The 25,570-nt window shown below is 36.0% G+C and carries 25 protein-coding genes and 1 pseudogene; 9 read left to right on the top strand and 17 right to left on the bottom strand.

The window, feature by feature from the left end:
* Window positions 1-342: hypothetical protein (locus AN161_RS30300; protein ID WP_206743136.1), on the top strand; the 342-nt coding region annotated here is incomplete at its 5' end.
* A 22-nt stretch (window positions 343-364) separates the two neighbouring features.
* Here AN161_RS30300 and AN161_RS03055 read toward each other — a convergent pair.
* From AN161_RS03055 to AN161_RS03045, 3 genes are read right to left on the bottom strand one after another with little or no spacing between them, the layout of a single operon-like run.
* Window positions 365-862 (bottom strand): cytochrome c biogenesis protein CcdC, encoded by a 498-nt coding sequence (locus tag AN161_RS03055; RefSeq protein WP_053592913.1) that lies wholly within the window; start codon window positions 860-862, stop codon window positions 365-367.
* Window positions 863-886: 24 nt separating this feature from the next.
* Window positions 887-1,273 (bottom strand): response regulator, encoded by a 387-nt coding sequence (locus AN161_RS03050; protein WP_053592912.1) that lies wholly within the window; start codon window positions 1,271-1,273, stop codon window positions 887-889.
* A 34-nt stretch (window positions 1,274-1,307) separates the two neighbouring features.
* The gene (locus tag AN161_RS03045; RefSeq protein WP_053592911.1) at window positions 1,308-2,018 is read right to left on the bottom strand and encodes a cytochrome c biogenesis protein CcdA; all 711 of its coding nucleotides are present in this window, start codon (window positions 2,016-2,018) and stop codon (window positions 1,308-1,310) included.
* Window positions 2,019-2,417: 399 nt separating this feature from the next.
* On the opposite strand from AN161_RS03045, the gene AN161_RS03040 reads away from it, so the two are divergent.
* From AN161_RS03040 to AN161_RS03025, 4 genes are all read left to right on the top strand, one after another.
* Complete coding sequence (locus AN161_RS03040) at window positions 2,418-3,146, top strand: FadR/GntR family transcriptional regulator (protein ID WP_053592910.1); 729 nt, start codon at window positions 2,418-2,420, stop codon at window positions 3,144-3,146.
* Window positions 3,147-3,327: 181 nt separating this feature from the next.
* The gene (locus AN161_RS03035) at window positions 3,328-4,044 is read left to right on the top strand and encodes a (Fe-S)-binding protein (RefSeq protein WP_053592909.1); all 717 of its coding nucleotides are present in this window, start codon (window positions 3,328-3,330) and stop codon (window positions 4,042-4,044) included.
* A gap of 15 nt (window positions 4,045-4,059) precedes the next feature.
* Window positions 4,060-5,487, top strand: a complete 1,428-nt coding sequence (locus AN161_RS03030; protein ID WP_053592908.1) for a LutB/LldF family L-lactate oxidation iron-sulfur protein — start codon at window positions 4,060-4,062, stop codon at window positions 5,485-5,487.
* Window positions 5,487-6,203, top strand: a complete 717-nt coding sequence (locus AN161_RS03025) for a lactate utilization protein C (protein ID WP_053592907.1) — start codon at window positions 5,487-5,489, stop codon at window positions 6,201-6,203. Before AN161_RS03030 ends, AN161_RS03025 begins: the two co-directional genes overlap by 1 nt.
* Before the next feature lie 126 nt (window positions 6,204-6,329).
* Here the strand turns inward: AN161_RS03025 and AN161_RS03020 are convergent, their stop codons facing one another.
* Window positions 6,330-7,616, bottom strand: a complete 1,287-nt coding sequence (locus tag AN161_RS03020) for an MFS transporter (protein ID WP_053592906.1) — start codon at window positions 7,614-7,616, stop codon at window positions 6,330-6,332.
* Window positions 7,617-7,754: 138 nt separating this feature from the next.
* On the opposite strand from AN161_RS03020, the gene AN161_RS03015 reads away from it, so the two are divergent.
* Window positions 7,755-9,008 carry a helix-turn-helix transcriptional regulator gene (locus tag AN161_RS03015; protein WP_053592905.1) on the top strand — a complete coding sequence of 418 codons (1,254 nt, stop codon included), beginning with the start codon at window positions 7,755-7,757 and terminating at the stop codon, window positions 9,006-9,008.
* Between the two features lie 49 nt (window positions 9,009-9,057).
* Here AN161_RS03015 and AN161_RS03010 read toward each other — a convergent pair.
* Window positions 9,058-10,953, bottom strand: a pseudogene (locus tag AN161_RS03010) (endonuclease MutS2).
* A gap of 676 nt (window positions 10,954-11,629) precedes the next feature.
* Here AN161_RS03010 and AN161_RS03000 point away from each other — a divergent pair.
* Window positions 11,630-12,202 carry a hypothetical protein gene (locus AN161_RS03000; RefSeq protein WP_241774481.1) on the top strand — a complete coding sequence of 191 codons (573 nt, stop codon included), beginning with the start codon at window positions 11,630-11,632 and terminating at the stop codon, window positions 12,200-12,202.
* A complete protein-coding gene (gene gmtX, locus AN161_RS02995; protein ID WP_343069270.1) occupies window positions 12,156-12,551 on the top strand; it encodes a gamma-mobile-trio protein GmtX in 396 nt (131 codons plus the stop codon). The genes AN161_RS03000 and gmtX overlap by 47 nt, the downstream gene beginning before the upstream one ends.
* Before the next feature lie 443 nt (window positions 12,552-12,994).
* Here the strand turns inward: gmtX and AN161_RS02990 are convergent, their stop codons facing one another.
* The 7 genes from AN161_RS02990 to AN161_RS02960 form a co-directional block, all read right to left on the bottom strand.
* Window positions 12,995-13,429: a universal stress protein gene (locus AN161_RS02990; protein WP_053592903.1), complete on the bottom strand. Its 435-nt coding sequence runs from the start codon at window positions 13,427-13,429 to the stop codon at window positions 12,995-12,997.
* A 36-nt stretch (window positions 13,430-13,465) separates the two neighbouring features.
* The gene (locus AN161_RS02985; protein WP_053592902.1) at window positions 13,466-14,704 is read right to left on the bottom strand and encodes an MFS transporter; all 1,239 of its coding nucleotides are present in this window, start codon (window positions 14,702-14,704) and stop codon (window positions 13,466-13,468) included.
* Window positions 14,705-14,983: 279 nt separating this feature from the next.
* Complete coding sequence (locus AN161_RS02980) at window positions 14,984-15,556, bottom strand: XRE family transcriptional regulator (RefSeq protein ID WP_053592901.1); 573 nt, start codon at window positions 15,554-15,556, stop codon at window positions 14,984-14,986.
* 400 nt (window positions 15,557-15,956) lie between these two features.
* Window positions 15,957-16,256, bottom strand: a complete 300-nt coding sequence (locus tag AN161_RS02975) for a hypothetical protein (protein WP_053592900.1) — start codon at window positions 16,254-16,256, stop codon at window positions 15,957-15,959.
* Window positions 16,257-16,656: 400 nt separating this feature from the next.
* The gene (rarD, locus tag AN161_RS02970) at window positions 16,657-17,562 is read right to left on the bottom strand and encodes an EamA family transporter RarD (protein ID WP_053592899.1); all 906 of its coding nucleotides are present in this window, start codon (window positions 17,560-17,562) and stop codon (window positions 16,657-16,659) included.
* Between the two features lie 132 nt (window positions 17,563-17,694).
* Window positions 17,695-18,231 (bottom strand): hypothetical protein, encoded by a 537-nt coding sequence (locus tag AN161_RS02965; RefSeq protein WP_053592898.1) that lies wholly within the window; start codon window positions 18,229-18,231, stop codon window positions 17,695-17,697.
* 171 nt (window positions 18,232-18,402) lie between these two features.
* The gene (locus tag AN161_RS02960; protein ID WP_053592897.1) at window positions 18,403-19,575 is read right to left on the bottom strand and encodes a toxic anion resistance protein; all 1,173 of its coding nucleotides are present in this window, start codon (window positions 19,573-19,575) and stop codon (window positions 18,403-18,405) included.
* 838 nt (window positions 19,576-20,413) lie between these two features.
* Between AN161_RS02960 and AN161_RS02955 the strand changes: the two genes are divergently transcribed.
* On the top strand, window positions 20,414-21,724 hold the full coding sequence (locus AN161_RS02955; RefSeq protein ID WP_053592896.1) for a serine hydrolase: 1,311 nt from the start codon (window positions 20,414-20,416) through the stop codon (window positions 21,722-21,724).
* Between the two features lie 212 nt (window positions 21,725-21,936).
* Here AN161_RS02955 and AN161_RS02950 read toward each other — a convergent pair whose 3' ends face one another.
* From AN161_RS02950 to AN161_RS02930, 5 genes are all read right to left on the bottom strand, one after another.
* Complete coding sequence (locus tag AN161_RS02950; RefSeq protein WP_241774480.1) at window positions 21,937-23,187, bottom strand: ABC transporter permease; 1,251 nt, start codon at window positions 23,185-23,187, stop codon at window positions 21,937-21,939.
* Window positions 23,165-24,070, bottom strand: a complete 906-nt coding sequence (locus AN161_RS02945; protein WP_053592894.1) for an ABC transporter ATP-binding protein — start codon at window positions 24,068-24,070, stop codon at window positions 23,165-23,167. Before AN161_RS02945 ends, AN161_RS02950 begins: the two co-directional genes overlap by 23 nt.
* A gap of 12 nt (window positions 24,071-24,082) precedes the next feature.
* Entirely contained in the window at window positions 24,083-24,613 is a 531-nt protein-coding gene (locus AN161_RS02940; protein WP_053592893.1) for a DUF2812 domain-containing protein, read from the bottom strand.
* A gap of 233 nt (window positions 24,614-24,846) precedes the next feature.
* Entirely contained in the window at window positions 24,847-25,047 is a 201-nt protein-coding gene (locus AN161_RS02935) for a DUF2812 domain-containing protein (protein WP_053592892.1), read from the bottom strand.
* Window positions 25,040-25,363 carry a helix-turn-helix transcriptional regulator gene (locus AN161_RS02930; RefSeq protein WP_053592891.1) on the bottom strand — a complete coding sequence of 108 codons (324 nt, stop codon included), beginning with the start codon at window positions 25,361-25,363 and terminating at the stop codon, window positions 25,040-25,042. The genes AN161_RS02935 and AN161_RS02930 overlap by 8 nt, the downstream gene beginning before the upstream one ends.
* Window positions 25,364-25,570: the final 207 nt, after the last annotated feature.

Genomic DNA, 25,570 nt, shown 5'->3' with positions numbered 1-25,570 from the left:
TTCTGCTTTCTATCCTTCACTTTGACTCTTTCTTCCGTCGCTTTTGCCTTTCATTCCGTCGCTTGGACGACTCTTTCCGTCGCTCAGTCAATTCTTTCCGTCGTTCTGCTTTCTATCCTTCACTTTGGCTCTTTCTTCCGTCGCTCGAACGACTCTTTCCGTCGCTTCAGCCTTCCGTCGTTCTGCTTTCTATCCTTCACTTTGACTCTTTCTTCCGTCGCTTTTGCCTTTCATTCCGTCGCTTGGACGATTCTTTCCGTCGCTCAGTTACTACTTTCCGTCACTCGAACCGCTCTATCATCCATCAACCAAACAACGCTCAAAAAAAACTACACTAGATAAAATCTCTAGTGTAGTTTCTCCATTAAATATTCTTCAGCGGAATTGTTTTTTTGATTTTTATAAATTGAATAAGCATTGCGATTCGCCAAGGGACTAACATGGCGAACGCCAGAATCCAAAACATTCCTGCTAATTCACCAACATCGATGGAGCTACTTAATATCATTTTTGCAACAACACGGAACACTAACAGTCCGATTAGTATAAAAACGAATGCTTTTGAACGTTTTAAATAAATATCTTGACCTTTTACTTCAAATTTAGAAGTGGCAATTAAGATGGTCGAGAACACCATACCGACTGCAACCGCTTCTAAAATTTGCATGGGTGGCACTCGAAATTGTTCAAATAAAAACATTAACGCACCTGAAGACATCGCAATAGGTGGAATGATAATTTTCTTCTCATTTGTTGGTTTCTTGGATGCTCGCATTCGTAAAACCATGACAAAGCTACCCATAAAAATGGCCATTATAGTTGAACCTATAACATAATATTGAGAAGGGATACTGCTAAACATAAAAATTCCTCCTCTAATGTCTAATTAACAATTTTGTCCAAGCAATTGATCAACTACAGCTTTTAATCTTTCTGGCTCGAAAGGCTTTGTGATAAAATCCTTCGCACCACTTTCAATCGCTTCCACGATCAACTTCTGTTGTCCTAAAGCCGTAATCATAATTATTTTTGCATTTGGAAATTCAGGGATGATTTCTTTTACTGCTGCGATACCTGTCATAACGGGCATTGTTACATCCATCGTTACAAGATTTGGTTGTAACTCACGATACATCGCTACAGCTTCTTTACCATTTGCTGCCTTGCCGACTACATCATAACCCCATTCAGTAAACATATTACTTATTGCAACACGCATAAATAGCGTATCATCCACTACTAAAACTGTAGGCACATGTTCATCTCCCTCCACGTTAAAGTACGGTATGCCTCTTTAGTTTAGCAGATTAGAAGCCCGTAAATCCACCGAAAATAGGCTCTAATATGCGTGTTATATACGTTAATCCATCAAAGAATAACAATACCCCAACGGCAATCATAATATAACCGCCGATTTTCACAATTTTTTGGCTGTGCGTACGAATCCAAGTCATACGTGCTATAAAGAAAGATAACACGAAGAAAGGAATCGCAAAGCCTAAATAATAAGCTAACATATAGCTAAAGCCTGCGCTTGGATTTGCACTTGCTAATGCAATAATCGAAGCTAAAATTGGACCTGTACACGGTGTCCAGCCTGCCGCAAAGGCTATTCCGATTAATACTGATCCCAAATAACCAGATGGTCGGTTTTTAAATTGGAATTTTCGATCCTTCATTAAGAAGTCAATTTGTAGTAATCCCACAATCATTAAACCAAATACAACGATTAAAATGGCACCAATCTGACGTAATAATGTTGAATAATTTAGGAAGAACTCTGCTGCTAATGATGCCCCTAGTCCAATCATTATAAAGATAATTGAAAATCCTAGTAAAAAGAATAGTGTGTGGAAAACAGCACGCTTTTGCATCATGCCTCGTTCCGATTTTAGCTCATCTAATGTCATACCTGTTATGTACGATAAAAATGCTGGATACAGCGGAAGGGTACACGGTGAAATAAAGCTTAAAAACCCTGCACCGAAAGCTAAAAATACGTTAATATCAGTTTCCATATTTTTCATTCGCTCCTTACAGTTACTGCTTCCATCGTACCAAAAATCACTGTAAATTGCGCCCTTCCTGTTTGTGAACGTTTCATGGCAGAAAGGTGTTGAAAAGGTGAAATTCCATCATACTATCATACACAATATAATTTTCAGGCGCCATTACACCAACGTGTATTTGTTAATGTACTTCTGCATTATGTGCCCACTTGTATTAACTGTCAACAAAATTCAACATATCGTGTTATGTAATTCTAAGCATGTGTGATTGGTGAAGACTAATAATCAGTGGGGATGAAAAAAACCCCCCACTGATTAAAGTTACATTATATACAGTGAGTAAATTACTATTCTTCATGTATAATAATAACGGTAGAGTAATTGATAGAGATAAATGAGGTGTAGTCCTTGGAATTAAGAAAAATTAAACCGAAAAAAATATATGAGGAAGTAACCGAAATCCTTTATGAAAAAATTAGAGCTGGCGAACTGAAGCCTGGAGACCGACTTGATTCAGTAGAGCAACTTGCTGAACAATTACAAGTAAGTAGATCCGCCATACGAGAAGCTCTTTCTGCTTTAAAAGCAATGGGGCTCATTGAAATCAAACAAGGTTCAGGTACATTCGTTAAAAGTATCCAATCTAATCAGCTTGATTTCCCCTTATCAACGGCCATTTTAACAAATAAACAAGATGTCTCACATTTGTTAGAAGTACGTAAAATTATCGAAGTGGGCGCAGCGGCTAGCGCAGCCATTCACAGAACAGAAGAAGACATACAGTCAATGATGCAAATTTTGGATGAGATGAAACGGGTACAAGGAGACGGAGAACTAGGAGAAAAAGTCGATTTTCAATTTCACGCGGCTATTTCTTCAGCATCGCAAAATCCCCTACTTGCAACTATATTAGACCAAGTCTCTGGCTTAATGATCGAAACAATGAAAGAAACACGCCGAATTTGGTTGTACTCTAAAAAAACAACAAGCGAAAAGCTGTACGATGAACATATGCAAATTTTCCTAGCGATTAAACAGCAAAATGAAGAGCTAGCAAAACATGCAATGGCTTCACATTTAAGTAATGTTGAAAAAGTTTTAATGCAATATTTTGAAACAACTGAATCCATGAAATAACAGCAGCTGCCTAGTTCTTCATAATAGGCAGCTTTTAAATTTTTTGAAAATTTACAATTAACGCCTTTTATTAATCTGAAAAGTTGTAGTATTATAAAAGTAATATATTTATCACTAAGTCATCAGATGACCTGTTGATTAGTTGTTTTGAGAGGAAATGAAGTAAAAAGGAGCGATTATCATGAAAGTAACACTATTTGCGACTTGTTTAGTTGATATGTTTCAAGGTGAAGTAGGAAAAGCTGTTGTCGAAGTTCTGGAAAGACTCGGCTGTGACCTTGACTTTCCAGAAAATCAAATTTGCTGTGGGCAACCTGCCTACAATAGTGGCTATGTAAAAGAATCTAAAAATGCTATGAAGAAAATGATTTCAGCATTTGAGCATGCCGAATACGTTGTCTCCCCTTCTGGTTCCTGTGCTTATATGTTTAAGGAATATCCAGAAGTGTTTAAGGGAGATCCTGTTTGGGAGCCAAAAGCGAGAGCATTGGCAGATAAAACATATGAATTTACAGAATTTATTGTAGATGTATTAAAGGTCGAGGATGTAGGTGCACATTTAGAGGGCAAGGCTACTTATCATACTTCTTGTCATATGACACGACTGCTCGGTGTAACTGAAGCACCGTTTAAATTATTAAATCAAGTTAAAGGCTTGCAGTATGTAGAACTCCCAGGGAAAGATCGATGCTGTGGATTTGGCGGGACGTTTTCAGTAAAAATGGGCAATATCTCAGGAGAAATGGTCAATGAAAAAGTACAGAATGTAGAAGAAACAGGGGCTGACATTCTAATCGGTGCTGATGCTGGGTGCTTAATCAATATTGGTGGTCGAATTAATCGACAAGGAAAACCTATTAAAGTTATGCATATTGCGGAAGTATTAAATTGCCAATAAGAGGGGGTAAAAGAAATGGCCATGAAAACAAGTAATGAACGCTTTAATCATCGAGTAACGAAAGAATTAGAAAATACCTTTATGCGCGGAGCTGTGTCAAGCGCACAGGAGCGTTTTCAAACACGTCGGCTAAAACAAGCTGATGAGCTCGGACATTGGGAGGAATGGCGCTCTCACGGAGAAGAAATTCGAAAGCATGTGCTTGCGAACTTAGATTATTACTTATATCAGCTGAGTGAAAATGTCTCTAAAAGAGGTGGACATGTTTACTTTGCGCAAACAGCGGAAGAAGCGACAGACTATATTCAAAGTATCGCTAAACAGAAAAATGCTGCTAAAATTGTAAAATCGAAATCCATGGTTACAGAGGAAATTAATTTAAATGACGCTTTAGAACAGTTAGGGTGTGAAGTCATTGAAACAGATCTTGGTGAATACATTTTGCAAGTAGATGATCACGAGCCACCATCTCATATCGTTGTTCCTGCTTTGCATAAAAATAAGGAACAGATTCGTGACGTTTTTAAAGAAAAACAAGGCTATGATAAAACCGAAAAACCTGAGGAATTAGCTCTTTATGTACGGGAAAAATTAAGGAATGAATATTTAACAGCAGATATTGGCATTACGGGCTGTAATTTCGCTATTGCAGAAAGCGGCTCGATTACACTCGTTACAAACGAAGGAAACGCGGATCTAGTAACAGCCTTGCCGAAAACACAAATTACGGTAATGGGGATGGAAAGAATTGTTCCTACTTTTGAAGAGATGGAAGTGCTAGTAAGTTTATTAACAAGAAGCGCGGTTGGGCAAAAACTAACAAGCTATATTACAACATTAACAGGGATCAAAGATGACGGTGACACAGATGGACCAGAGGAATTCCATTTAGTAATTATTGATAATGGGCGCTCAGACATTTTAGGTGGTGAATTCCAATCTATTTTACAATGTATTCGCTGTGCAGCATGTGTCAACGCTTGTCCAGTTTATCGTCATGTTGGCGGCCATACGTATGGCTCAATCTACTCTGGGCCAGTCGGTGTCGTTCTTTCACCATTATTAGGGGGCTATGAAGATTTTAAGGAGCTACCATATGCTTCCACATTATGCGGTGCCTGCACAGATGCTTGTCCTGTAAAAATACCGTTACATCAACTTATTCATAGACATCGCCAAGTAATTGTTGAAAATGAGGGAAAAGCTCCTGTATCAGAAAAGCTATTAATGAAAGCATTTGGCTTAGGAGCTTCCTCCCCTACCCTATATAAAATGGCGACAAAAATGGCTTCGCCAGCAATGTCCCCATTTACAAAAGATAATAAAATTTCAAAAGGCCCAGGCCCACTAAAAGCATGGACGGAAGCAAGAGATTTTCCTGCACCAAATAGAAATAATTTCCGTGACTGGTTTAAACACCGTCAAGAAGGAGGCGAAGAATAATGGGAGGTACTGTTCAAAATAGAGATGCATTTTTATCAAAAATTGCGAAGCAGCTTGGGCGTGCGTCAAAAACAGAAATTGCACGCCCTACATGGCAATATCAACCACAAGATCGTGTTCTAAAAGATGCAACAAAAGATGAATTAGTAGAGGTTTTAGCTCAACAATGTAAAAACATTCATACGGATATTGTCATTACAAATACAGCTAATCTTCCCGCAGATTTACAAAAAGTAGTTGAAAATTATGGTGGTCAATCTGTTATAACATGGAAAGACGAGCGTTTTAAAGGCTATGGACTTGGGAAATTAATGACCGAGCAGTGGCCACAAGCGAATATTCAGCTGTACGAATGGGATTCAGAGCTGCCAGAGGAAAATATTCGACAGGCTGAAAAAGCTAATATTGGTATTACGATTAGTGAAATAACAATAGCAGAATCAGGAACTGCTGTACTTTTTAGTAGCAAGGATAAAGGTAGATCCGTCAGCTTTTTACCAGAGAACTCTATTATTTTAATTCCTAAAAGCACCATCGTTCCACGAATGACACAAGCAGCTCGTAAGATTAGCGAAAAAGTTAGAAATGGCGAACAAATTGCCTCCTGCATCAACTTTATCACAGGTCCAAGTAATTCGGCAGATATCGAAATGATTCTTATTGTTGGTGTGCATGGACCCATTAAAGCAACTTATATTGTGATTGACGATCAGTAAAAAATAAACCAGGCATACTTCATCACTGAAGTAATGCCTGGTTTCGTTATATAAATGTTGCAACCGATATCTCGCTAATAAAAGCTCTGGAATCGCTGATAGTACCCTTAACTTCAAAGTTAGACATTAATTTGCTACACTCTCAGTGGCTATTTTTTGATTATAAACCTCTGGATGTGCTTCTTTTAAGACAGATGTTCGTAGCATAACTAGTGATATCGTCACGATAATTGCACTCGTGACAAGTAAAATAACCGTTGCTGGGAATGTATCATACAAGATGCCGTATACGATCATACCAATCGGCATCATTGACATTGCCATTGTTTCCATTAATCCCAATACACGTCCACGGTATTCTTCCGAAATTAGCTTTTGCAAATAAACCATAATTGGCATGTTAATCCCCATCTCAAAAATAGCGAAAATAAAGTAGATGACAATATAAAAGATAACCATCGTTAAATAGGATAAATTCGTTACTAATGGAACAACTGCAAGCCCTAAACTGCTAGCCAACAGCAATAAGCTGATTTTAGAAAAACGTAGTGGCGCCTTTACCTCTGCCCGTGTTGCGAAAATGAGGGAAGCAACAAGCATACCAACTGCACCAGATGCCTCTATAAAACCAAAATGCGTTGATTTTACTTTTAATAATTCAATAATAATGTAAGTCCCCCCTACAACGATGGCAGAGAAGAACAAATTAATCCATAACGAAACCCACATAATTGTTTTCACAACTTTTTGTTGCTTAATATAACGAAAGCCACTAGCAAGCCCAGCCCACACCTTTTCCTTTTCTGCAACCTGATTTCTTGTACTATAGAGAGTAAAATTCATTGTGGCTTCTAAGCAGAATGCAATCACATATGCCGACATATGTACAAGTAAAAATGCTTCCATGGAGAAAAATCCATACATCATTCCACCGATTACTGGTCCTCCAATCGCTGCAATGGACACTGACATTTGATTAAATGACATCGCTTTTTGTAGGCGTTCTGGATCTACTAGTGTTGCAATTGAGGAAGTAAATGTTACACCAGAAAAAGCTGAGCATATTGTATTAAAAACTGTTGCCATATAAATAGCATACACCGACAAGCCGACCATTTCTGTATAAAGTAATAACCCACCAACGGTTAAAATTGTACCTGCTTGTGCTACTAAAATAGTGCGTTTCTTTGAATAATTATCAGCTACATAACCTGCCAAAGGCGCGACCAATGCACGAGGCAAAATGGAACAGATCATCGTTGTCGCAAAACTCATCGCTGACCCTGTCAGTGCCAAAATATATAAACCTATCCCAAATGACAATACATGAGACCCTAACAACGAGATCATTTTACTAGCGGTAAATGTCCATAAATGATACGAGGCCTTTTTATATTTTTGCTCTTCATTCATCTAAAATCCCTCCATATTTTTAATTATGTTAAAAAGTTTAATTTAATTAAACAAAATATAACACACCTTCCGCTTCCCACGCAAGAAAAAGTTTAATATAATTAAACAAAGAGCATATTAATAAAAGGAGGCGAGGCAATGAACTCTTTAGGCACACGAATTCGCAAATTAAGGAAGGAACAAAAATTAACATTAGAGGCACTTGCCGGTGATCGTCTAACAAAAGGCATGTTAAGTCAAATTGAAAATGATAAGGCCAAGCCTTCAATGGAAAGTCTTGATTATATAGCGGAACGTTTAGGAGTAAAAGCTAGTGAATTGCTTGAACAAGTAACCCCCTCTTCCATACGTCATCTTTTAGAGCAGGTAGAAATTTTATTTGCGGAATTAAAACTTGGTAATACAGATAATGTGCAGCAAATCGTAGAGATGATTAAGCCATATGTAGAAGATCTTTCGCTTAGTTATGAAGCAGGTCGTTTACTGTATATCTATGCAGCAGCACAACATCATGCGAGATTAACGACCTGGGAATTACCTCTTCAACAGGCACGCTTTATGTTTAAAGAAATTAATTTACTAAGTCATTGGTTTGAAACCTATATACTACAGGTGGGCATATTATCGGGAGAACGAAAATACAAAACGGCTTATTCTTGTATTTTACAGGCGAAGGAAGAGGCAGATCAGGAAAATTACCAATTAGATTCGCGAGATGATGTGAAAATGGCTTATTATATTAGCGTTTTTCAGGTAGCAATTGGCGAACTTGAAGCAGGTAAACAGCTCATTAATGAAACCATTACTAATGCACATAAAAATCAATTTTACTCCTATATAGATGATATGTATCGTATTGGGGCGTTTTGCGCCATGATTGACCATGATTTCGAGCAAGTAGAGCATATGCTGAAGAAGCTTGAGCAGTATCGGATTTTTGCCGAACAAGTGGATGTTGACGCTTTTATTTTCGGATTACGTGCGCATTATTATAACAGTTACACTCACGATTATCAGATGGCATTAGAGGAAATAGAACGTTATGGTGCACTTATGCATGAGGAGGGTTCGATTAAACTGGATAAAAATTTTTACTATTCAGAAAAAGGGAAATCCTTATATTTGCTAGGTCAATATGAAGAAGCTAAGGAAGCATTTGAACATTTTACAAACGTTCCCCCCTTCATCTTACATCCATTTGACATATTAGGCTTAAATGAATGCTTTTCCTATAAAGCACTTTGCTATGCTCATTTCGGTGAGTTTACAACTGCTTACGAAATCGCCAAAATGGCCTATATGGATTCTCAGGATTTAATCGATCTGCCCTATAAACAAAAAATTGAAGAAACTTATTATTCAATTAAAGCACAAATAAATTCGGTTCAATAAATAAAAGGGATTGCACATTTTAAAATTTATGTGCAATCCCTTTAGACTTTTAGCTCGATTTATCTCTCTTCATTTCCTTCTGTATCTTGCGAAGGGCTTTTTTCAAACCACGCTCTATATCATGCTGTAGCTTTCGTTCTTTATAGTCCACAAACAATGTCTCTAAATCATATCTAATTCTGTTGCCGATAGCTCTAATGCCAGTCGTTTAACATTTACCTTTATGAATTCACTCTCAGAGAACACGACAGCATTATAGAAATTAGCAATTTCTTGGATAAACGATTCCAACGTCATCATGATCTAACAGCTTCACACGATCTCCCTTTTTAAATTCATACGTTACTGTTGTTCTCTCATTCTCAATCTTAGGCTTCCTAATTTTAGTGTCATTTACTCGTTCTAGATGATATTCCTTATTGTCAATATAGCCCTTCGCTCTTTGTAATACGGTTTCACGTATATTCATTTTCTTAGAAATCCATAGGGCATTACTTTCTCCCGATGTTCCGATAACTAATTTATACAAAGGTTCTAATGTTTCACTATTAAAACGCATAGCCGCATTCATAAAATCACTATGCATTTCAGAGAAACGCTTAATTTCTCCATAGTGAGTAGTGGCCACTGTCATACAGCCCATATGATAGAACTCCTCTAAAATAGAAATGGCCAGTGCTGCTCCCTCATTTGGTTCTGTACCGCTCCCTATTTCATCAAATAGCAAAAGAGTATTATTATTGGATGCCCTCATAATATCTGACAGATTTTTCATATGGGATGAGAACGTACTAAGTGCATTTTCAATACTTTGATTATCACCAATGTCTACAAAAATATGATCGAATACAGCTATTTCAGTACCTTTATCTGCAACAATATGGAAGCCTGACATAGTAGCCAATGTTAACAAGCCAATGGTTTTTAGGACAACGGTTTTACCACCAGCATTCGGTCCTGTAATGATTAAGCTGCGATAGTCTTTACCAATTTCAAAATGAAGTGGCACCGCCTCACCTGTTAACAGCGGATGCTTACAATTGACTAGCTTAATATAGCCATAATCATTTAGGCTCGGTTCTACGCCTCCAATATGCTTGCTAAACTTAGCTTTAGCAAACACCATATCATATTGGCTAATCAACTCCATGTTGATGTTGATTTCACGAATATATTCCATCAAAAGCCCAGATAATGTCGCCAAAATCTGATATTCCTCTACGGCCTCTTCTGCTTTTAGACTAGCTAATTCCACATTTAGTTTAGAAACTGCACTTGGTTCCATAAAGACCGTTGCACCTTTAGATGAAATCTCTACAACTGTCCCTTGCACATGATTTTTATAGGAAGCTTTAATTGGAATTGTGTAGCGATCATCCTTTTTACTTATAAAAAATTCCTGGATGTATGTTTTATTTGCACTACTATTTAAAAATTTAGTTAAACGGTCTTTAATTTTCTCCTCTGTTGTTTCGATATGATTTCGGATACGCTTTAATTCTCTACTAGCGGCTGAATCAACACGATTTGCCTTAATAGCAAAATTAATTTCCTCTTCAATGCTTTTAAATTCAGACATCGAGTTGGCATAGGATGCAAGTACTGGCGCAATAAAATCCTTTTCTAGCATAAATTTTTTAATTTTTCTACAGCCTCGTAAAAAGTCTGAAATGCTAACCAACTCACTTGGGTCTAAGATGATACCCTTTTCAAGTTTTTTTATGGTGCTGTCAATATTCGATACCCCTAAAAACGGGACATGGCCTTCCGTATCTAAAATTGCGCGTGCCTCTGTCGTTTCATTCAAACGATTTTTAACAACTGCCAAATTAGGGCTCGGCGTTAATTTATCTAATATCTGTTTACCTAATCCACTAACACAGTATGATTTAACGATTTCTTTCAATTCATTGTATTGTAACTTCTCAAAAGTAGTATGATTCATTTTAAATTCTCCTCACTATGATTTTCCATATCATTCATGAAGATACCTACTCATTAGATATCAATGATTTTTTATTGGCTCTACATCAAATGTTGGAGTGATGCACGATGTGAAGTTACACCAAGGTTACGGCGACTGCCTTCCCCTTTGTAGGGACACCTCAACAAATAGTATGGAACCTTTATATTCAATAAAAAAACAAAAAAGCTGTGGGGATCCCACAGCTTTTACATTACAAGGCATGTGTAAAAAGCATCTTGAAAAAGAACCTCATCAAAATGAAGCACATTCAGTGAATTACACGCTTTATAAAGTATTGTAGGTATCTTCATAGGTATCGAAATAAATCCATGACAAAATTAGGGGTCGCTTTATGACACATATCCCCTGTCGTCATTAAATTTATTTCATTAAATTGTTCCTATTTAGAACCTACCGCACTCATCAAAAGCACCTCTCATTAATTTATAATTTAATCATTGCTATCTAATTGATTGACATTATATTACTATATCCTGACAAAAAAGTAAAGTTGCTTATTTTTGTCTTACAATAAAAGAAATTTCAACCGTACCATGCTTTAAATGGGTTATCCGATTGGTTATATGAAGAATATGGAGCTGTTCAATTAAACCCTTGGAGAAAAGCCACAAGATATGAAGAACGACTTAACTGGATGGCACAGATAAACAAAAGTCAGAACTCATTTCTAGGGCATCTAAATGATGTTCATGAAATCTCTGAAACTGCAAAATTAGCTCGCAATGCTGTTAGAAGAAGAAAACCATACTCATCAAAAGGAGATACAAAAGCCTTCCCCGAAAATAAAATACATAAGCTTCTATGGGAAGGGCTTAAGAATACAAGAAAAAACTATGAATTAGACCTTGTTGACCGTTATAACTGGCGTGATATTACCATTACTATACTGATGCATGGCGGTGGACTTAGGCATAGTGAAGTATTTCATTTATGGGTACAGGACGTCTACCCTGACCATGAAGACCCAAATCTTGCTGTGGTACGAATCTATCATCCCAGCGAAGGAAAAGCCCCGCAGGATTTCAAGAACCCTACTACTGGTAAATATATAACAGACAGAGAAAGCTATCTTTTGTTAAAATATGGTTTACTTCCACGTAATATGTATTCTGCACAGGACAAACGATTTGCAGGGTGGAAAGAGCCAAGACTTGATAACGATGAAGATAAATACATGCATGTTTACGAGAACAAGCGTAAACGATGATATCTTAGCAAGTATCTCCGAACCAACAACAAAGGCATTGGTTGGTATGCTTATGGCAGAGAATAAAAAGCTCAAAAGAGAAAACTCTCTGCTTAAAGAACAAACAACCTTTACGATTGATATGCGTCCTATAAACGATCTAAGCAAAAATAAGGATGTCGTTATAGTCGAGCCATCTTATAATCTGACAGATACCGAAATAGATGCACTGAGAAATGCTATATCAAACGAATTTATGAACCACCAAGGATGGACTACCGATAATTATGGCAGAGTAAAAGAAAACGGCATTCAAGTATATAAGGCAGGATATATAACGGCCATACAAAAAATTCTTAATGAAAAATAAATGTAACTTTAAAATAAAGTTTGAACAAAAACACCTCGTTATTCCTTACACTAAGATTAATAAGAAGCATCCATTTTGAAAAAAGATTAATCAAAACGGATGCTTCTTTAGCATTTTTTAGTTTGCTTATTATAAAAAATTTTGAACATTTTCTACAGCGTTACTTCATAAACGCGCCCGATTGTGGAGGATTATTATTCAATAAAACCCTGCTTTTAGCATATGTGTTTTGATATGGTTTGCCGTTCCCTAGGTTAGCCAGTGTAAAAGAATAACGGACAATACTGCTACATTCTATCCCGACTATAAAAAAGGTCAGCCAGTGTTAACCTGGCTAACCTTATATTGCGAATAGGTACATTAATGAGGGAATTGCTCCCGAAAACAATTCTATTTTGAAACTAGAGGATCTCCTAGATAGAAATTATCTAATCATTGTTTCATCAATGTACAATTAAGACGGAACATTTTGATAATTGCGCGACTTTATGGCTGACACTACCAAGCATTAATTCCTTCATTCCACTAAGTCCACGACTGCCAATGATAATAAGTTCCTGTTCATGTTCTTTGGCATATTCTAAAATTTGATGGGAAGGGTCTCCTTTAAGATGGATTGTTTTTATGGACATTCCCCCAGCAGATATTAGTTTGTTTTTGGCCTTTTCCAGTATTCTTATACTCGACTTTTCCAATTCATTCAATACATCCTCCAGATAATCCTCTGGGACATAGGTTAAACCCGTTGTTACATTTTCCTTACTAACATTCACTAGTGTTACATTAGATTTCTCGTTATTGGCAATACTCAACGTTGCCTCTAATACTTTGCTATTCATATCGGATTCATCTATAGCGACAAGAATTTTATTTAACATATTTATCATCCTTTCATTCCAAAATTATATGTTATATTATTTGGCTGGACCTATATATCGCTCTCTGGCTGCACCAAGACCACACACAAAGAGTAGGACCGATGCACCAACTAATATTAAAAGTGGAATCGTCCAGCTATTAGTTGCATCATGAATAAAACCAAATAGGGTTGGACCAACAGCCGCAAGTAGGTACCCAATTGATTGGGCCATACCGGATAATTCCGCAGCCTGTTGCGCATTCCTTGTGCGCAAGCCAAAAAACATCATGGATAGGCTAAATGCGAAGCCTCCTCCTATGCCTAGAGCGATGATCCACAACACGATTAATTTAGAGCTACCGTATAGTAACCCGAACGTCCCGATTAAAAGTAAAATCGATGTAATAGTCACTAACGAACGTTGACCAGACATGCGTCCTGCAATGACCGGGACGATGAAAGTAAAAGGAAGAAGAGCTAACAGCATAACAGAAAGCATCAAGCCAGACTGACTCGAATTCAATCCCTGTTGCTTAAGAATTTCTGGCAGCCATGCAACAAGTACATAAAAAATCATGGATTGCAGTCCCATAAACAAAGTTACTTGCCAGGCTAGTGCCGAACCCCACAAATTCACATGACTATCAGCAGTTTTATTGTGAACTCTATCCCTTTTCTCGTTACGATGTTTCATTTGTGGTAACCAGAATAAAATAGATATAAAGCTTAAAACGCCCCAAATTCCTAATGCACCTTTCCAGCCAAATCCCATTCCAAGAGCAATAGGAACACTTACACCCGACGCTATTGCTCCAAATAAATTCATAGAAATGGAATACACACCCGTCATTAAGCCAATTCGTTCAGGAAATTCACGTTTGATCAGGCCAGGTAACAATACATTACCGACTGAGATAGCCAAACCAAGAACAGCCGTACCGATATATAAAGCTACAACCCCTGAAAGGGAACGTATAATAATACCAACAGTCAGAAGGACAATGGAACCCAAAATAATTCGTTCCACCCCAAGTTTTTGTCCCAATTTAGGTACAATAGGTGAAAAAAGCGCAAAAGCTAATAATGGTAGCGTGGTAACCATTCCTGCCAATGTATTTGAAATATTCATATCATCCTTGATAAGACCAACTATTGGTCCTACTGAGGTCAAAGGGGCCCGTAAGTTAGCAGCAATAAATACAATACCAACAATCATTAGCCAAACGGCAGATTTACCAACAGTTGAAATGGCTCCTTTATTTTCTTTTTTAATTACTTTGTCCATTGAACTCATCCTATTTCCTCCTAGATTTTTGAAAAACTCATATATTGTAGTTTGTTCATGATGATTTACTTTAAACATGAATAATAAACGAAAAAATAATATTCATAACCAATCACATTTAGTATATTATAATATACAATTAACTTAAGTAATGAATACTATAATATATTTATTTAGGTTTGTCTATTCTTAAATAGCGAGCTGTTTTAAATAAAGTAAAAAAATGCTCCAATCCATTAAGTGGATTGAAGCATTCCTTGCATCAGGTTAAGATAGGAGAAAAGAAATTTAGATTCCGTATTTCAATATGATATGAATAACTACAACATCGTTAGTACGATTGGCATATGAATGTGTGCCATCTGTAGAAAAACTAATCGAATCATATTGATTCAAAATATATGACTCATTATTAACATTAATTGTAATTGTTCCGGACATGATAGTTGCAAGTTCAGTTGTATTATGATGATGTTTTTCCGGATGGTAGAAGCTATTTGGCTGTAAATAAGCACGGTACATTTCCATATCTTTATTTGTATTATTTTGAAAAATCGGCTCAATTACCCAGTCATTTCCGTCACCATTAAATCTAAGCCCTTCCCCAGCCCTAGACAGATTCACATTTTTTTCAGTTGGGAATAATGCCATAAGTGGTATGGATAAGCTTTTTGAGATTTTCCATAACATCCCTATTGTTGGATTTGTTTCTCCGCGTTCTATATTTCCTAGCGTAAGCTTACTCACACCCGATAATTCTGATAAATCTTCAAGACTTAAACGCCTTTCTTTACGAAGTTTTTTTAGTACTGCTCCTACTTGTAAAACAATTTGTTTTGGATCCTCAGTTTCTAAATTCATTTAAAGCCACCCTTTGCAATATCATGAGAAAATATAAAGTCAATTAATTTTTTTCATATTATAGTGGATAAAATAATAATAAACAAACCAATTTATATATTATAATATACAAAAAGCCCCTTGACTATGCTTTTCTAACTATTCTACTGTATGGAAGCTGTAATGAAATTGAGATTCGCATCAACAGACCCAAATATACAGGTTTTTATTCAGATAACACACTCTGCATAATCTTGAAAAGTACTATTCTAGCCCTGTTTATTGCATTAAAAATTGTATAAGCAATGTTCAAAGAAAAATCCAAGAAATGTTGGTTTAACCGCATTTCTTGGATTTCGGTCCCTTTCCTAACTTTCATTCGGGAACATTATTTTAAATGAAACTCCATGATTTATAACCATTAAAACCTAATTGTTTTTTTAGGTGGTGTCTTTGGAACATCTATTAACCTCGCGACATTCTTGCCTTTATTAAATTTCACCTTGTTCAACCAATAAATAAAAGCATCTGTACGGTAAGAAACACCATAAGTAATATTTCCATCTTCTCTATATTCAAACCAATAAGGATGTTGGTTCTTTCTGTCAAATAGCCAATCCCAAAATTCCTCTTGTAACCGATTAATATTTCTCCCTACTTTTGTAGGACAAATCATATACTCTATATCATCTTCATAATCAAATCCTACTTTAACAATCATGTTACATTCTCCCTTTTTATGTACTGAATTTTGCAAGTTGTAGAATTCTACATGCATAATGGATAATACAATAAATGTAATTATATGCTTTATATTTTAAGTTCGCAAAGCGTCGTTTGGTAATATTCCATAAAAGTTGTTATTCAACAATCTGGCCCGATTGTGGAAAACTGCTAAATGATCGAACTTAATTATAAATTATCAATCTTTATTAAAAGACCACAATAAAAAATACATCCATTATCTCAATAAAGATTTAATGGATGTATTTTTAAATACAAATAAAAGTTTGATTATAAAATTTGATTATATATAATCAAACTCAAATACTCTAAATATAAGGTCTGGTTTTATTTTATTATACTATTTACCTTATATTAATATATCTACAAGTCCTTTTTTATGCAGATTTATGCTGAGCCCTTCTCGTTTCAATGATTTTCGAGCCTGAAAACAGTAGTAAGGCTGCCCAAATAATGCTAAATGCCAAGAGCTCTATTTGACTAAACGGTTCCTTATAAAGCACGATCCCTAAAACTAATACAATCGTTGGCGATACGTATTGAATAAAGCCTAATAAATAGAGTGGAATATTTTGTGCACCTTTCGCAAATAAAATTAACGGTATTGCTGTCACGATACCACTTACAATCATGAGGATGTCTGTCTTCACATCCACATGTAAAAATGAGGCTTGATTCGTTGTAAAGAGGTAAACATAATAGCCTAATGCAAACGGTAGTATAAATAACGTCTCAATAGCTAAACCTCTTGTCGCGTCAAGCTTAATTTTCTTTTTCAGAACACCGTAAATAGCGAAGGATAAAGCGATAAGAAGTGCTACCCATGGGATTGACCCATAATTAATCGTTAAAATAATGACAGCCATAAAGGCAATTCCGGTAGCCGCCCATTGCGCACGACTAAGTGCTTCTTTAAAGAAAACAACCCCAAAAATCACTGACAGTAAAGGATTAATATAATAGCCTAAGCTCGTTTCTATTAAGTGGTTATGCGTAACTGCCCAAATATATAAAAACCAGTTCATTGAAATAACAAATGAAGCCCCAACAAGCTGCCAAAAATGCTTTTGGTGTGACCACAAATATTTTAAGTCTGCGAGAAGTTCCTTACGCATTCCAAATACTATTACTGCTAGTACTGTAAAGACAAAGGACCAAATGACGCGCGATAGTAAAATTTCCATACTCGGCACATGCTCAAGTAATTTCCAATAAAGCGGAAATGCACCCCACAAAGCATAGGCTAAAAAAGCCGCCAAAACCCCTTTTTTCTCATTTGACATTGCCTCTAACTCTCCTACTCCATATGAATCTATACGACTTTGCGTAATATTACCATTTAAAGAATAGACTTATTATAGGACTTTGAATGGTAACTGTAAATGCCAAGTTTTAATAAGTTGACATTAATAATGTTACTCTTTAATTTCAGATTCAAGCTCAGCAATATATTTGCGCACCGTACTATAGCTAATATCAGGATTAATTTGACGTTTAATGCGAATGTGAATTTCTTTAATACCTACACCCTGCTTTCGCATATCGCGAATCATAGATTTTAAAGGACCTGACAGGGATTCCTTTGACAGAGAAGTATATTTACTTAATTCAATTAATAGCTCTGTATTTTGTCGGCGAATCTCCTTGAGCTCATCTACGACACAATTATATTCCGTTAGTTTTTTTTGTAAGACAGTGCATTGCTGCTTTATTTTTTGCATGTCTTCCACAAGCTTTAAATTTTGTTTCTTTAAAATTTTCCTCTCTTGCTCTAAAACTGTGTGCTTTTCATCTAAATCTATATGTATGGCATTGTACAGCTCTTCTATATGCGTTAATGCATGGTAGCGACTTTTTAACACAAGCATTAAGTTTTCTGTCGTATTAATCGCAAGTGCTCCATCCTTTAAAGACTCACAGGATAATGACGTTGGATTCATTTTGCTTATCATCTTTTATTTACTCCATGATTGATTATTTTATGTAATCGAATTGCATTGTTTAGCATCTTTCCGCTTCCTTTTTTCTTTGATAATCATTCTCATTTACCTTATCATAATGAGGAATTTCTGATTTGTCAAAAAAAATCTTCTTGCAAGGTAAGTTTGCAAGAAGATTCACGATTACATTTTTTTCAGTTTTTCGTACTCAAGCTGCAGACGTTCAATACGTTTACGGCCGTCCTCACGATTTTTAGCTGTTTCTGCTTGAATTTGCTTCGTTTCTTGAATACCAGACATAATTGTTTGCCATGTCGTTTCAATTGTTTCGATTTTAATGCTTGGGCTACCAGCTGCACGCGCGATATTAACGCTATTTTTACTAATATTTTCTGCATTTTTGACAAGCATTTCATTTGTACGACGGTCTAATTCACTCATTGAATCAGAAATAAGCTTTTGGCGCTTTAACGTCACCGCATGAATAAGCCCTTGCTTGAATATAGGAATTGTCGTCACAAATGCAGAGTTAATTTTAGCAATTAAGTGGTTATTACCTTGCTGCATTAACCGAATTTGTGGAGCAGATTGGAATGACACTTGTTGCGCCATTTCTAAATCATAACGACGTTGTTCTAGTAAATCAACGGCACGTACCATTGTTTCATATTCCATCGCTGCTAATTGATCGCCTGTTTGTGCTTTTTGCTCAAGTGCTGGTAATGATGAACGTACTTCATCCGTTTTCACTTCAATTGCCGCTATAAATTGACTTAACGTTTGGAAATAGTTTAAGTTTTGATCATATAAGTTTTCTAGATCAACTGTATTACGTTTCATTTCACCTTCGTATTTTTGAACCTCATGGAAAATGACATCCACTTCTTTATTCATGCTGTCATATTTGGATAGAAACTTTTCTAATTGTTCCTTTCCTTTACTGAACAACTTCGTAAGGAAGCCACCTTTTTTGTCCTCCGCAAAATCTTGAGGATCAAATTTATCCATAATTCTATTTAAATTATTTAATAATACACTTGATTCCTCAAGCTTACTTGTTTTCATCGTTGCTAGCATTTTATCTGAAAAGGTAGAAATACCATTCGCAGTTTCTTTTCCAAGCTCCAGCATAGCAATTTGGTCTTTCACATCAATTTTTTGTGCTAATGTATGAACCTCAGGATCTTGCTTTAAAGCAAGTTGATTTTGAGCAATTTGTGATAGCTCTTGCTCAGAAACAAGTACTGGTTTTTTTGGCTCTTGCTCCACCTGTAATAATGGATTAGGCTGTAATAATGGATTTTCTGATGCGAATGGATCCTTTGATTTTAATAGGTCGTTGTCGAATTCAGACATAAAAGTTATACCCCCTGCGATTTATCTCTTTTATTTACATACGATTTCAAGCTGAAAAAGTTTCATTTTAGTCAAGCCTTACTAAATAAGAGTCCACCATATATTATGTGTATTGTTTAACCATTTTTATCCACCAAAATTCATTTAGAAGATGGCGTGCAGGGTTTCGTCTGTCTCGCTGTCCCGCGGGAATCGAGTGGCCCTTCGCTACAATCAATTAAAAATAGGCATACACTAGCAAAATATTAACAAAAAATTTCTTTTGTCAGTCAATAGTAAACCTTTATTTTCCTAATCAACACGCATCTTAATATAGTAAGAACTCTGATGATGCTCTAGTTGAAAGCTATAATGTGCTGAGTTAGCTACATCAACAAAAAACTTGATATTCAAGCTTTTGAAAATACTGTTCCTTCTCTATAGACGTTGCAAAAAGTTTATTTGACTGTGTTTTAGGAAAGTTTCAACCTTCTAATTTAGATAACATAGTGGCATCACTCCTAAAAAAATTATAGCTTGTTTTAATAGGAAATTCGAATGATTCCGTGAAATACTTTACATTACTTTCTAATATTGGCATGCTTAAACTAAGAAAGCAACCAAATTATGTTTATCAAAATTCAACAAAAACTAGCGAGTATTTATTTCATGAGTGTGGATGTGTAGGCTTTTATCAAGTAACCTCATAAATACTTAAATTATGATACATACAAATTAAAAATCTGGTTTTACCCCAACGTTTACTATTACTCATTTAAGGGTATTAAGTGGAGGTATTCAAAACGACTTTTACATAGAGAATGATAAAAATAGAACTTACCAGAAAGGAAGTTGCTGGATGAATATTTGGGCGTGGATTGGGCTACTAGGAATCGTGATGTTTTCACTCTTGTCTTTACTCAAAAAAGAGAACAGGACAAAGGAGGAAATTAGAAAGACAATCGTAACTGGATTGATTGTACTAGGAATCATCGTTGCTGTGCTATTTTTTAATGTTAATTATTTATTTGCATTGATTGCGGGCTTTGTTGCAATGATAGTCTTCGATAAAAAAACATATACGAAAAAACGAATAATAATTTATGGATCATTTATTCTCGTTGTTGGGATTGCGAGCTACTTCTTTTTCAGGGATAATCCTGATTATGTTCTGAACCATTTGAAGGACTACCCACAAACCACTTCTCTTTATGTCGCGGAAAATGGTGAGGAATTAATCAGTTATCAATCAGATATAGTCAGACCACTAGCAAGCACAGTAAAAATGCTAATTGCTGTCGAATACGCGATGCAAATTAATGCAGGTATAATAACTAAAGACAGCCCTGTGTCGTTAGACGTTTTAAAACGTTATTACATAAAAAACACAGACGGTAACGCACATGAAGATTGGCTAAAAACAATGAGTAGTGAAGGTAAAATTAAAAACAATGAAGTAACATTGCATGATGTTGCAAAAGGAATGATTACCTACAGCTCTAATGCCAATACAGATTTTCTCATTGATTTACTAGGCATAACTAACATTAATGAGAGAGCAAAATCTCTAAAACTGACAAAGCATGAGGAGGTCTATCCAATTGTTAGTGCACTGTTAATCCCTGAACACATAGAGAACGAAACGTTGAGTGAGAAACAGTTGATCAAAAAGCTTAGAGAGATGCCGATAGCAACATATCGTTCTAAAGCAGAAGATTTAAGTGAACAAATGAAGGTTGGAACGATTAAAGCTGAGGATATATCATTTGATATGCCTATGAATCTGCAAAAAGTATGGTCGGATCGTTTAATAGGTGCTTCAGCAAATGACTATGGGAAGTTGTTAGCGGTCATTTCGAATGACGAACTTCCAGAGGGAGCTGCTGTTACTATAAGAGATTTACTAGAGTGGCCGATGCAATATAACGAGCAGAATCATGAACGTTTTGTCCATCTAGGAGCAAAAGGTGGTTCGACTGCATTTGTGCTTAACGACGCAATATATGCAGAAGATCATCATGGCAATAAAATCGAAATGGTAATTTTAACAGATGACTTGAACTTCTGGCAGGGACTACTAATCAGAAAAAATATGAATTCATTCGAATCCAAATTATTAAGAAGTAAAGACTACCGTCTGGAAATCCAGAAAAAACTTTCCGAATCTTAATTCATGCAAAACCTTCCTCGATAATCACGGTTTTTTTCAAATTATTTGCACTCAATTAACGGACCATCCTTATATCATTCACTGATATTATAAAAAAACCGAATAGGGCACTTTTTTTGTAAGTGTCCACTATTCGGTGTGCTGTTCATATATATGTTATTTCTTTAAAAATGGACGTTCCTTTTCTTCTTAGAATGTAGCTGCTTTCCTCATCATGTTGTCACCTTTAACACGGTTTTAATTTTTTGAATAACGCCACCTGTACTATAAGTTAGTACACTGCGTTTGTAGAATGATATGCTGAATAAATAAGCCACAATTATCGTCGCAATTAAAATACCTAACGATAGAAGTGGTACCATTACTCCTATATCAGTAGCTCCGATACGCATCGGCATGACCATTCCAGACGTAAATGGAATATAAGAGAATATCTTAATGACAATCGTATCTGGATTGCCAATTCCTGATATCATAACATAGAAGCCAATTAATGTAATCATCATCGCAGGCATTAATACTTGACCTGCTTCCTCTACTTTAGACACTAATGAACCGAATAAAGCCCCAACAATTAAATAAAGAATAATTGTTAATAGTAGGAATAGAATTGCATATATTACGTAACCCAACGACAATTCTTTAACAATGCTAGCTGCCGCATCCCAAATAACGCCGTTCTTCACAAATTTCGCATAGATAAGGAAAACAACTGTAATAATACCCATCTGTGTTAATGCCAGTAATAGTACACCGGCAATTTTAGCTTTAAAATGGGTAGCTGGCTTTACACTTACTAGTAGCATCTCCATTGCACGTGAACCTTTTTCTGAAGCAATTTCTGTTGTGATCATGGATAGGAATGTAGAAATAAAGAAATAGATTAAAATACCAACTGCATAGGATACCCATAGTCCTGATTGCTTTTCTTCTTCACTTTTACCGCCTGCAGACTCTTCATTTAAGTTTTTATTAGAGATAATCGTTTTTGCATCCACAATTTGAGCTGCTTGGTCTGGTGTAAGTGATAACTGTTGTACAGTATAGTTTTGACCAGCATATTGCAGTAACGAAGATATCGAAGCTTGATCGTTTAATTTCAGCGGAGTGAAAGTGGCAATTTCAGCATGTAGCTGATCATTTTGATCTGTTATTTTAATAATTGCATCTAGCTTTTCATCTTTGACTTTTTCCTCTAGCACCGATATATTGGATTCATTTTGTATAAATTCCATATCGCCATTGGATACAAAGATCCCGCTTAAATCGGCTGTTGTTTCATTGACTATTGCAATTTGTTGCGCTTGATCATTGCCTGTAAAAAGCTCTTTAATGTCCGACCAGAAAATTGCGACAGACATCCCAAGTATATAAATACATGTCATTAAAACAAATGATTTTGATTTCAATTTTGATTTGTAAAGTTGTTTCATTAATAAATTAAACTTCGACAATGTTGCCACCTACCTTATCCTTAAAGATCTCATCTAACGATAAGTAATCTAAACTAAACTTTTCAATATATTTGCCATTTGAAAGCTGCTCGAAAATACTTTGTGCAAAGCTCTCATCCTCCAGAGTGAGCACCGTTTGCTCTTTCTCTACTCGAACATCTTTGACACCTTCTAGTGCCAACAATTGAGTTGTCGACCACTCTGTACGTACTGCCAATCTCGTTTTTCCGTATTGTTTCTTTAAATCTAATAGACTACCTGAAAATAAGGAGACTCCACGTTTTAATAGACAAAGATGATCGCATAGCTCCTCCACATTGTCCATTTGGTGACTAGAGAACAAAATCGTCGTGCCTTGTTCTTTTAAAAGCAATATGGCATCCTGAAGTAAATCTTTATTCACGGGATCAAGTCCACTGAATGGTTCATCTAATATTAAGAACTGCGGCTTATGGATAAAGCTGGCTATCAGTTGTACTTTTTGCTGATTCCCTTTTGACAAAGTTTCAGCCTTATCTTTCCTTTTTTCTTCTAGGTCAAATCGGCTAATCCAAAAGTCAATGTCCTTCTTTAGCTCCGACTTTTCCATTCCACGTAGCTCGCCAAAAAAGTAAAGTTGATCCTCTACCTTCATCGTTGGAAAAATGCCTCGTTCCTCCGGTAAATAACCGAGTACATCACGGTTTATAGCATTAACCGGCTTGCCGTCCCATGTAATTGTACCGGCTGTCGTTTCCTGCAAATCTAATATCATACGGAACGTTGTTGTTTTGCCAGCTCCATTTTGTCCAATCAGCCCAAAAATCTCCCCTTTTTTAATGGTAAAATTCAGATTATCGACCGCTGCGAAGTCTTTGTATTTCTTTGTAACACTCTCTAATTGTAATGTCATCTTTTTTCCTCCTTACCCTTCAAATATATGTAATTCTCGTTGCAGTCCTTTTTTACGTTTTACAACTTTTAAAATCGGTATACACATAATCATAGCGACTACAAAATTTATGAGCGATACTCCAGTGTTTAAGAATTTTTCTGTTGATTCGCCAAGACCAATATAAAGATTGATAAACCCTATAAAAAGATTTAGAAATGTTACTGATATAAAAAGACGATTCATTGATTTTAAATATTTTATTTTCGAAGAACTATCTGAAAATAATTCAAATGGCCCTTCTGATTTCTTTTTTCGGTAATAAGCCCAAACCCCAAATTTTGAAACACATTCAATATTCATTGACTCTAAAAAATTATAGTAGTCCTGGCTTTTACCATTGACTAGTTCATTGCGATAAATGTATTGTCCAGGTTCCCCTTTTTCAAAAACAAAGTAGCCTAAAATTGTTCCTTTTAAATGCCAACCTTGTTCCGCCATGTCATTAACCCATGCTTCTTCTTCTTCATAATCTAGAAAAAAACGATACACTCTTTTTCTCATAATATCTCACCTCCACTCTTTTAAAGTATCGTATTATACAGATAAGAACTCTTGGTTAAATATGTGCCTTATAGTAGTCATAATAATTTAGTATTTAGCTCATTGAATTATTTAACTTTTCTGATTTCCCGGAAAATAATTTTGATGCAAATGTACTTCTCAGTCTGAATAAAGGTAATTCTCTTATCAGCTCAATAGATAATATGCAACCACCTTGTCAGCCATCTCCCATACTAATCTGTAAATACATCCAAATCCTTCTTCATATGAGGCACCAAATCTCTCCAATTCACCTTGGTAGCTACCTGGTTCTCCACGTTCTTTAATATAAAACGAATCCAAGTGAATTTTTGCAAATGCCAACCTTGGCTAGCCATATCATTGACCCATTTCTCAATATCATATGGGTTGATGACTAAGCGATATTTATCCATTTGTTCCATCCTCCTTTGTTATACGGATGCCATTGTCAAAAAGTTCCCTTAATCTCAAAATTTCGTAATCAATAACCTTTTTTCCACTCTCTGTAATAATATATTCTTTTTTTCGTCCATCACCATCTAGCGCCTCAATCCATCCGCGCTCAAGTAATGTTTTGATTGCTCCGTAAATTGTCCCCGCTCCAAGCCGAACGCGACCATTGCTCATTTCCTCTACCAATTGCATAATGCCATAACCATGCCGTGCATCAAATAAAGCTAATAAAATATAGTAAACGCCCTCAGTTAGTGGCGGATGCTCCTGTGTCATACAATATCCCCCTTTATATCGTCTAACAATATATCGACAAACGATATATGTAAAATATATCAGCAGACGATATAGTTGTCAACGCTTGTTTTTCCATAAAAAGTTATAAAGCTTTTCTTAACTGTAGTGTTTCACAGAAGTGAGCTTCAGGAAGCCCACTTCTTCAGAGGTGGGAGGAATGAAGTGCTTTTTCTTTATAGAACATAT

Origin of the sequence: Lysinibacillus sp. FJAT-14222 (assembly GCF_001278875.1) — a bacterium.
GTDB classification, from domain to species: domain Bacteria; phylum Bacillota; class Bacilli; order Bacillales_A; family Planococcaceae; genus Lysinibacillus; species Lysinibacillus agricola.
This window is presented reverse-complemented; position numbering and strand designations above follow the sequence as displayed.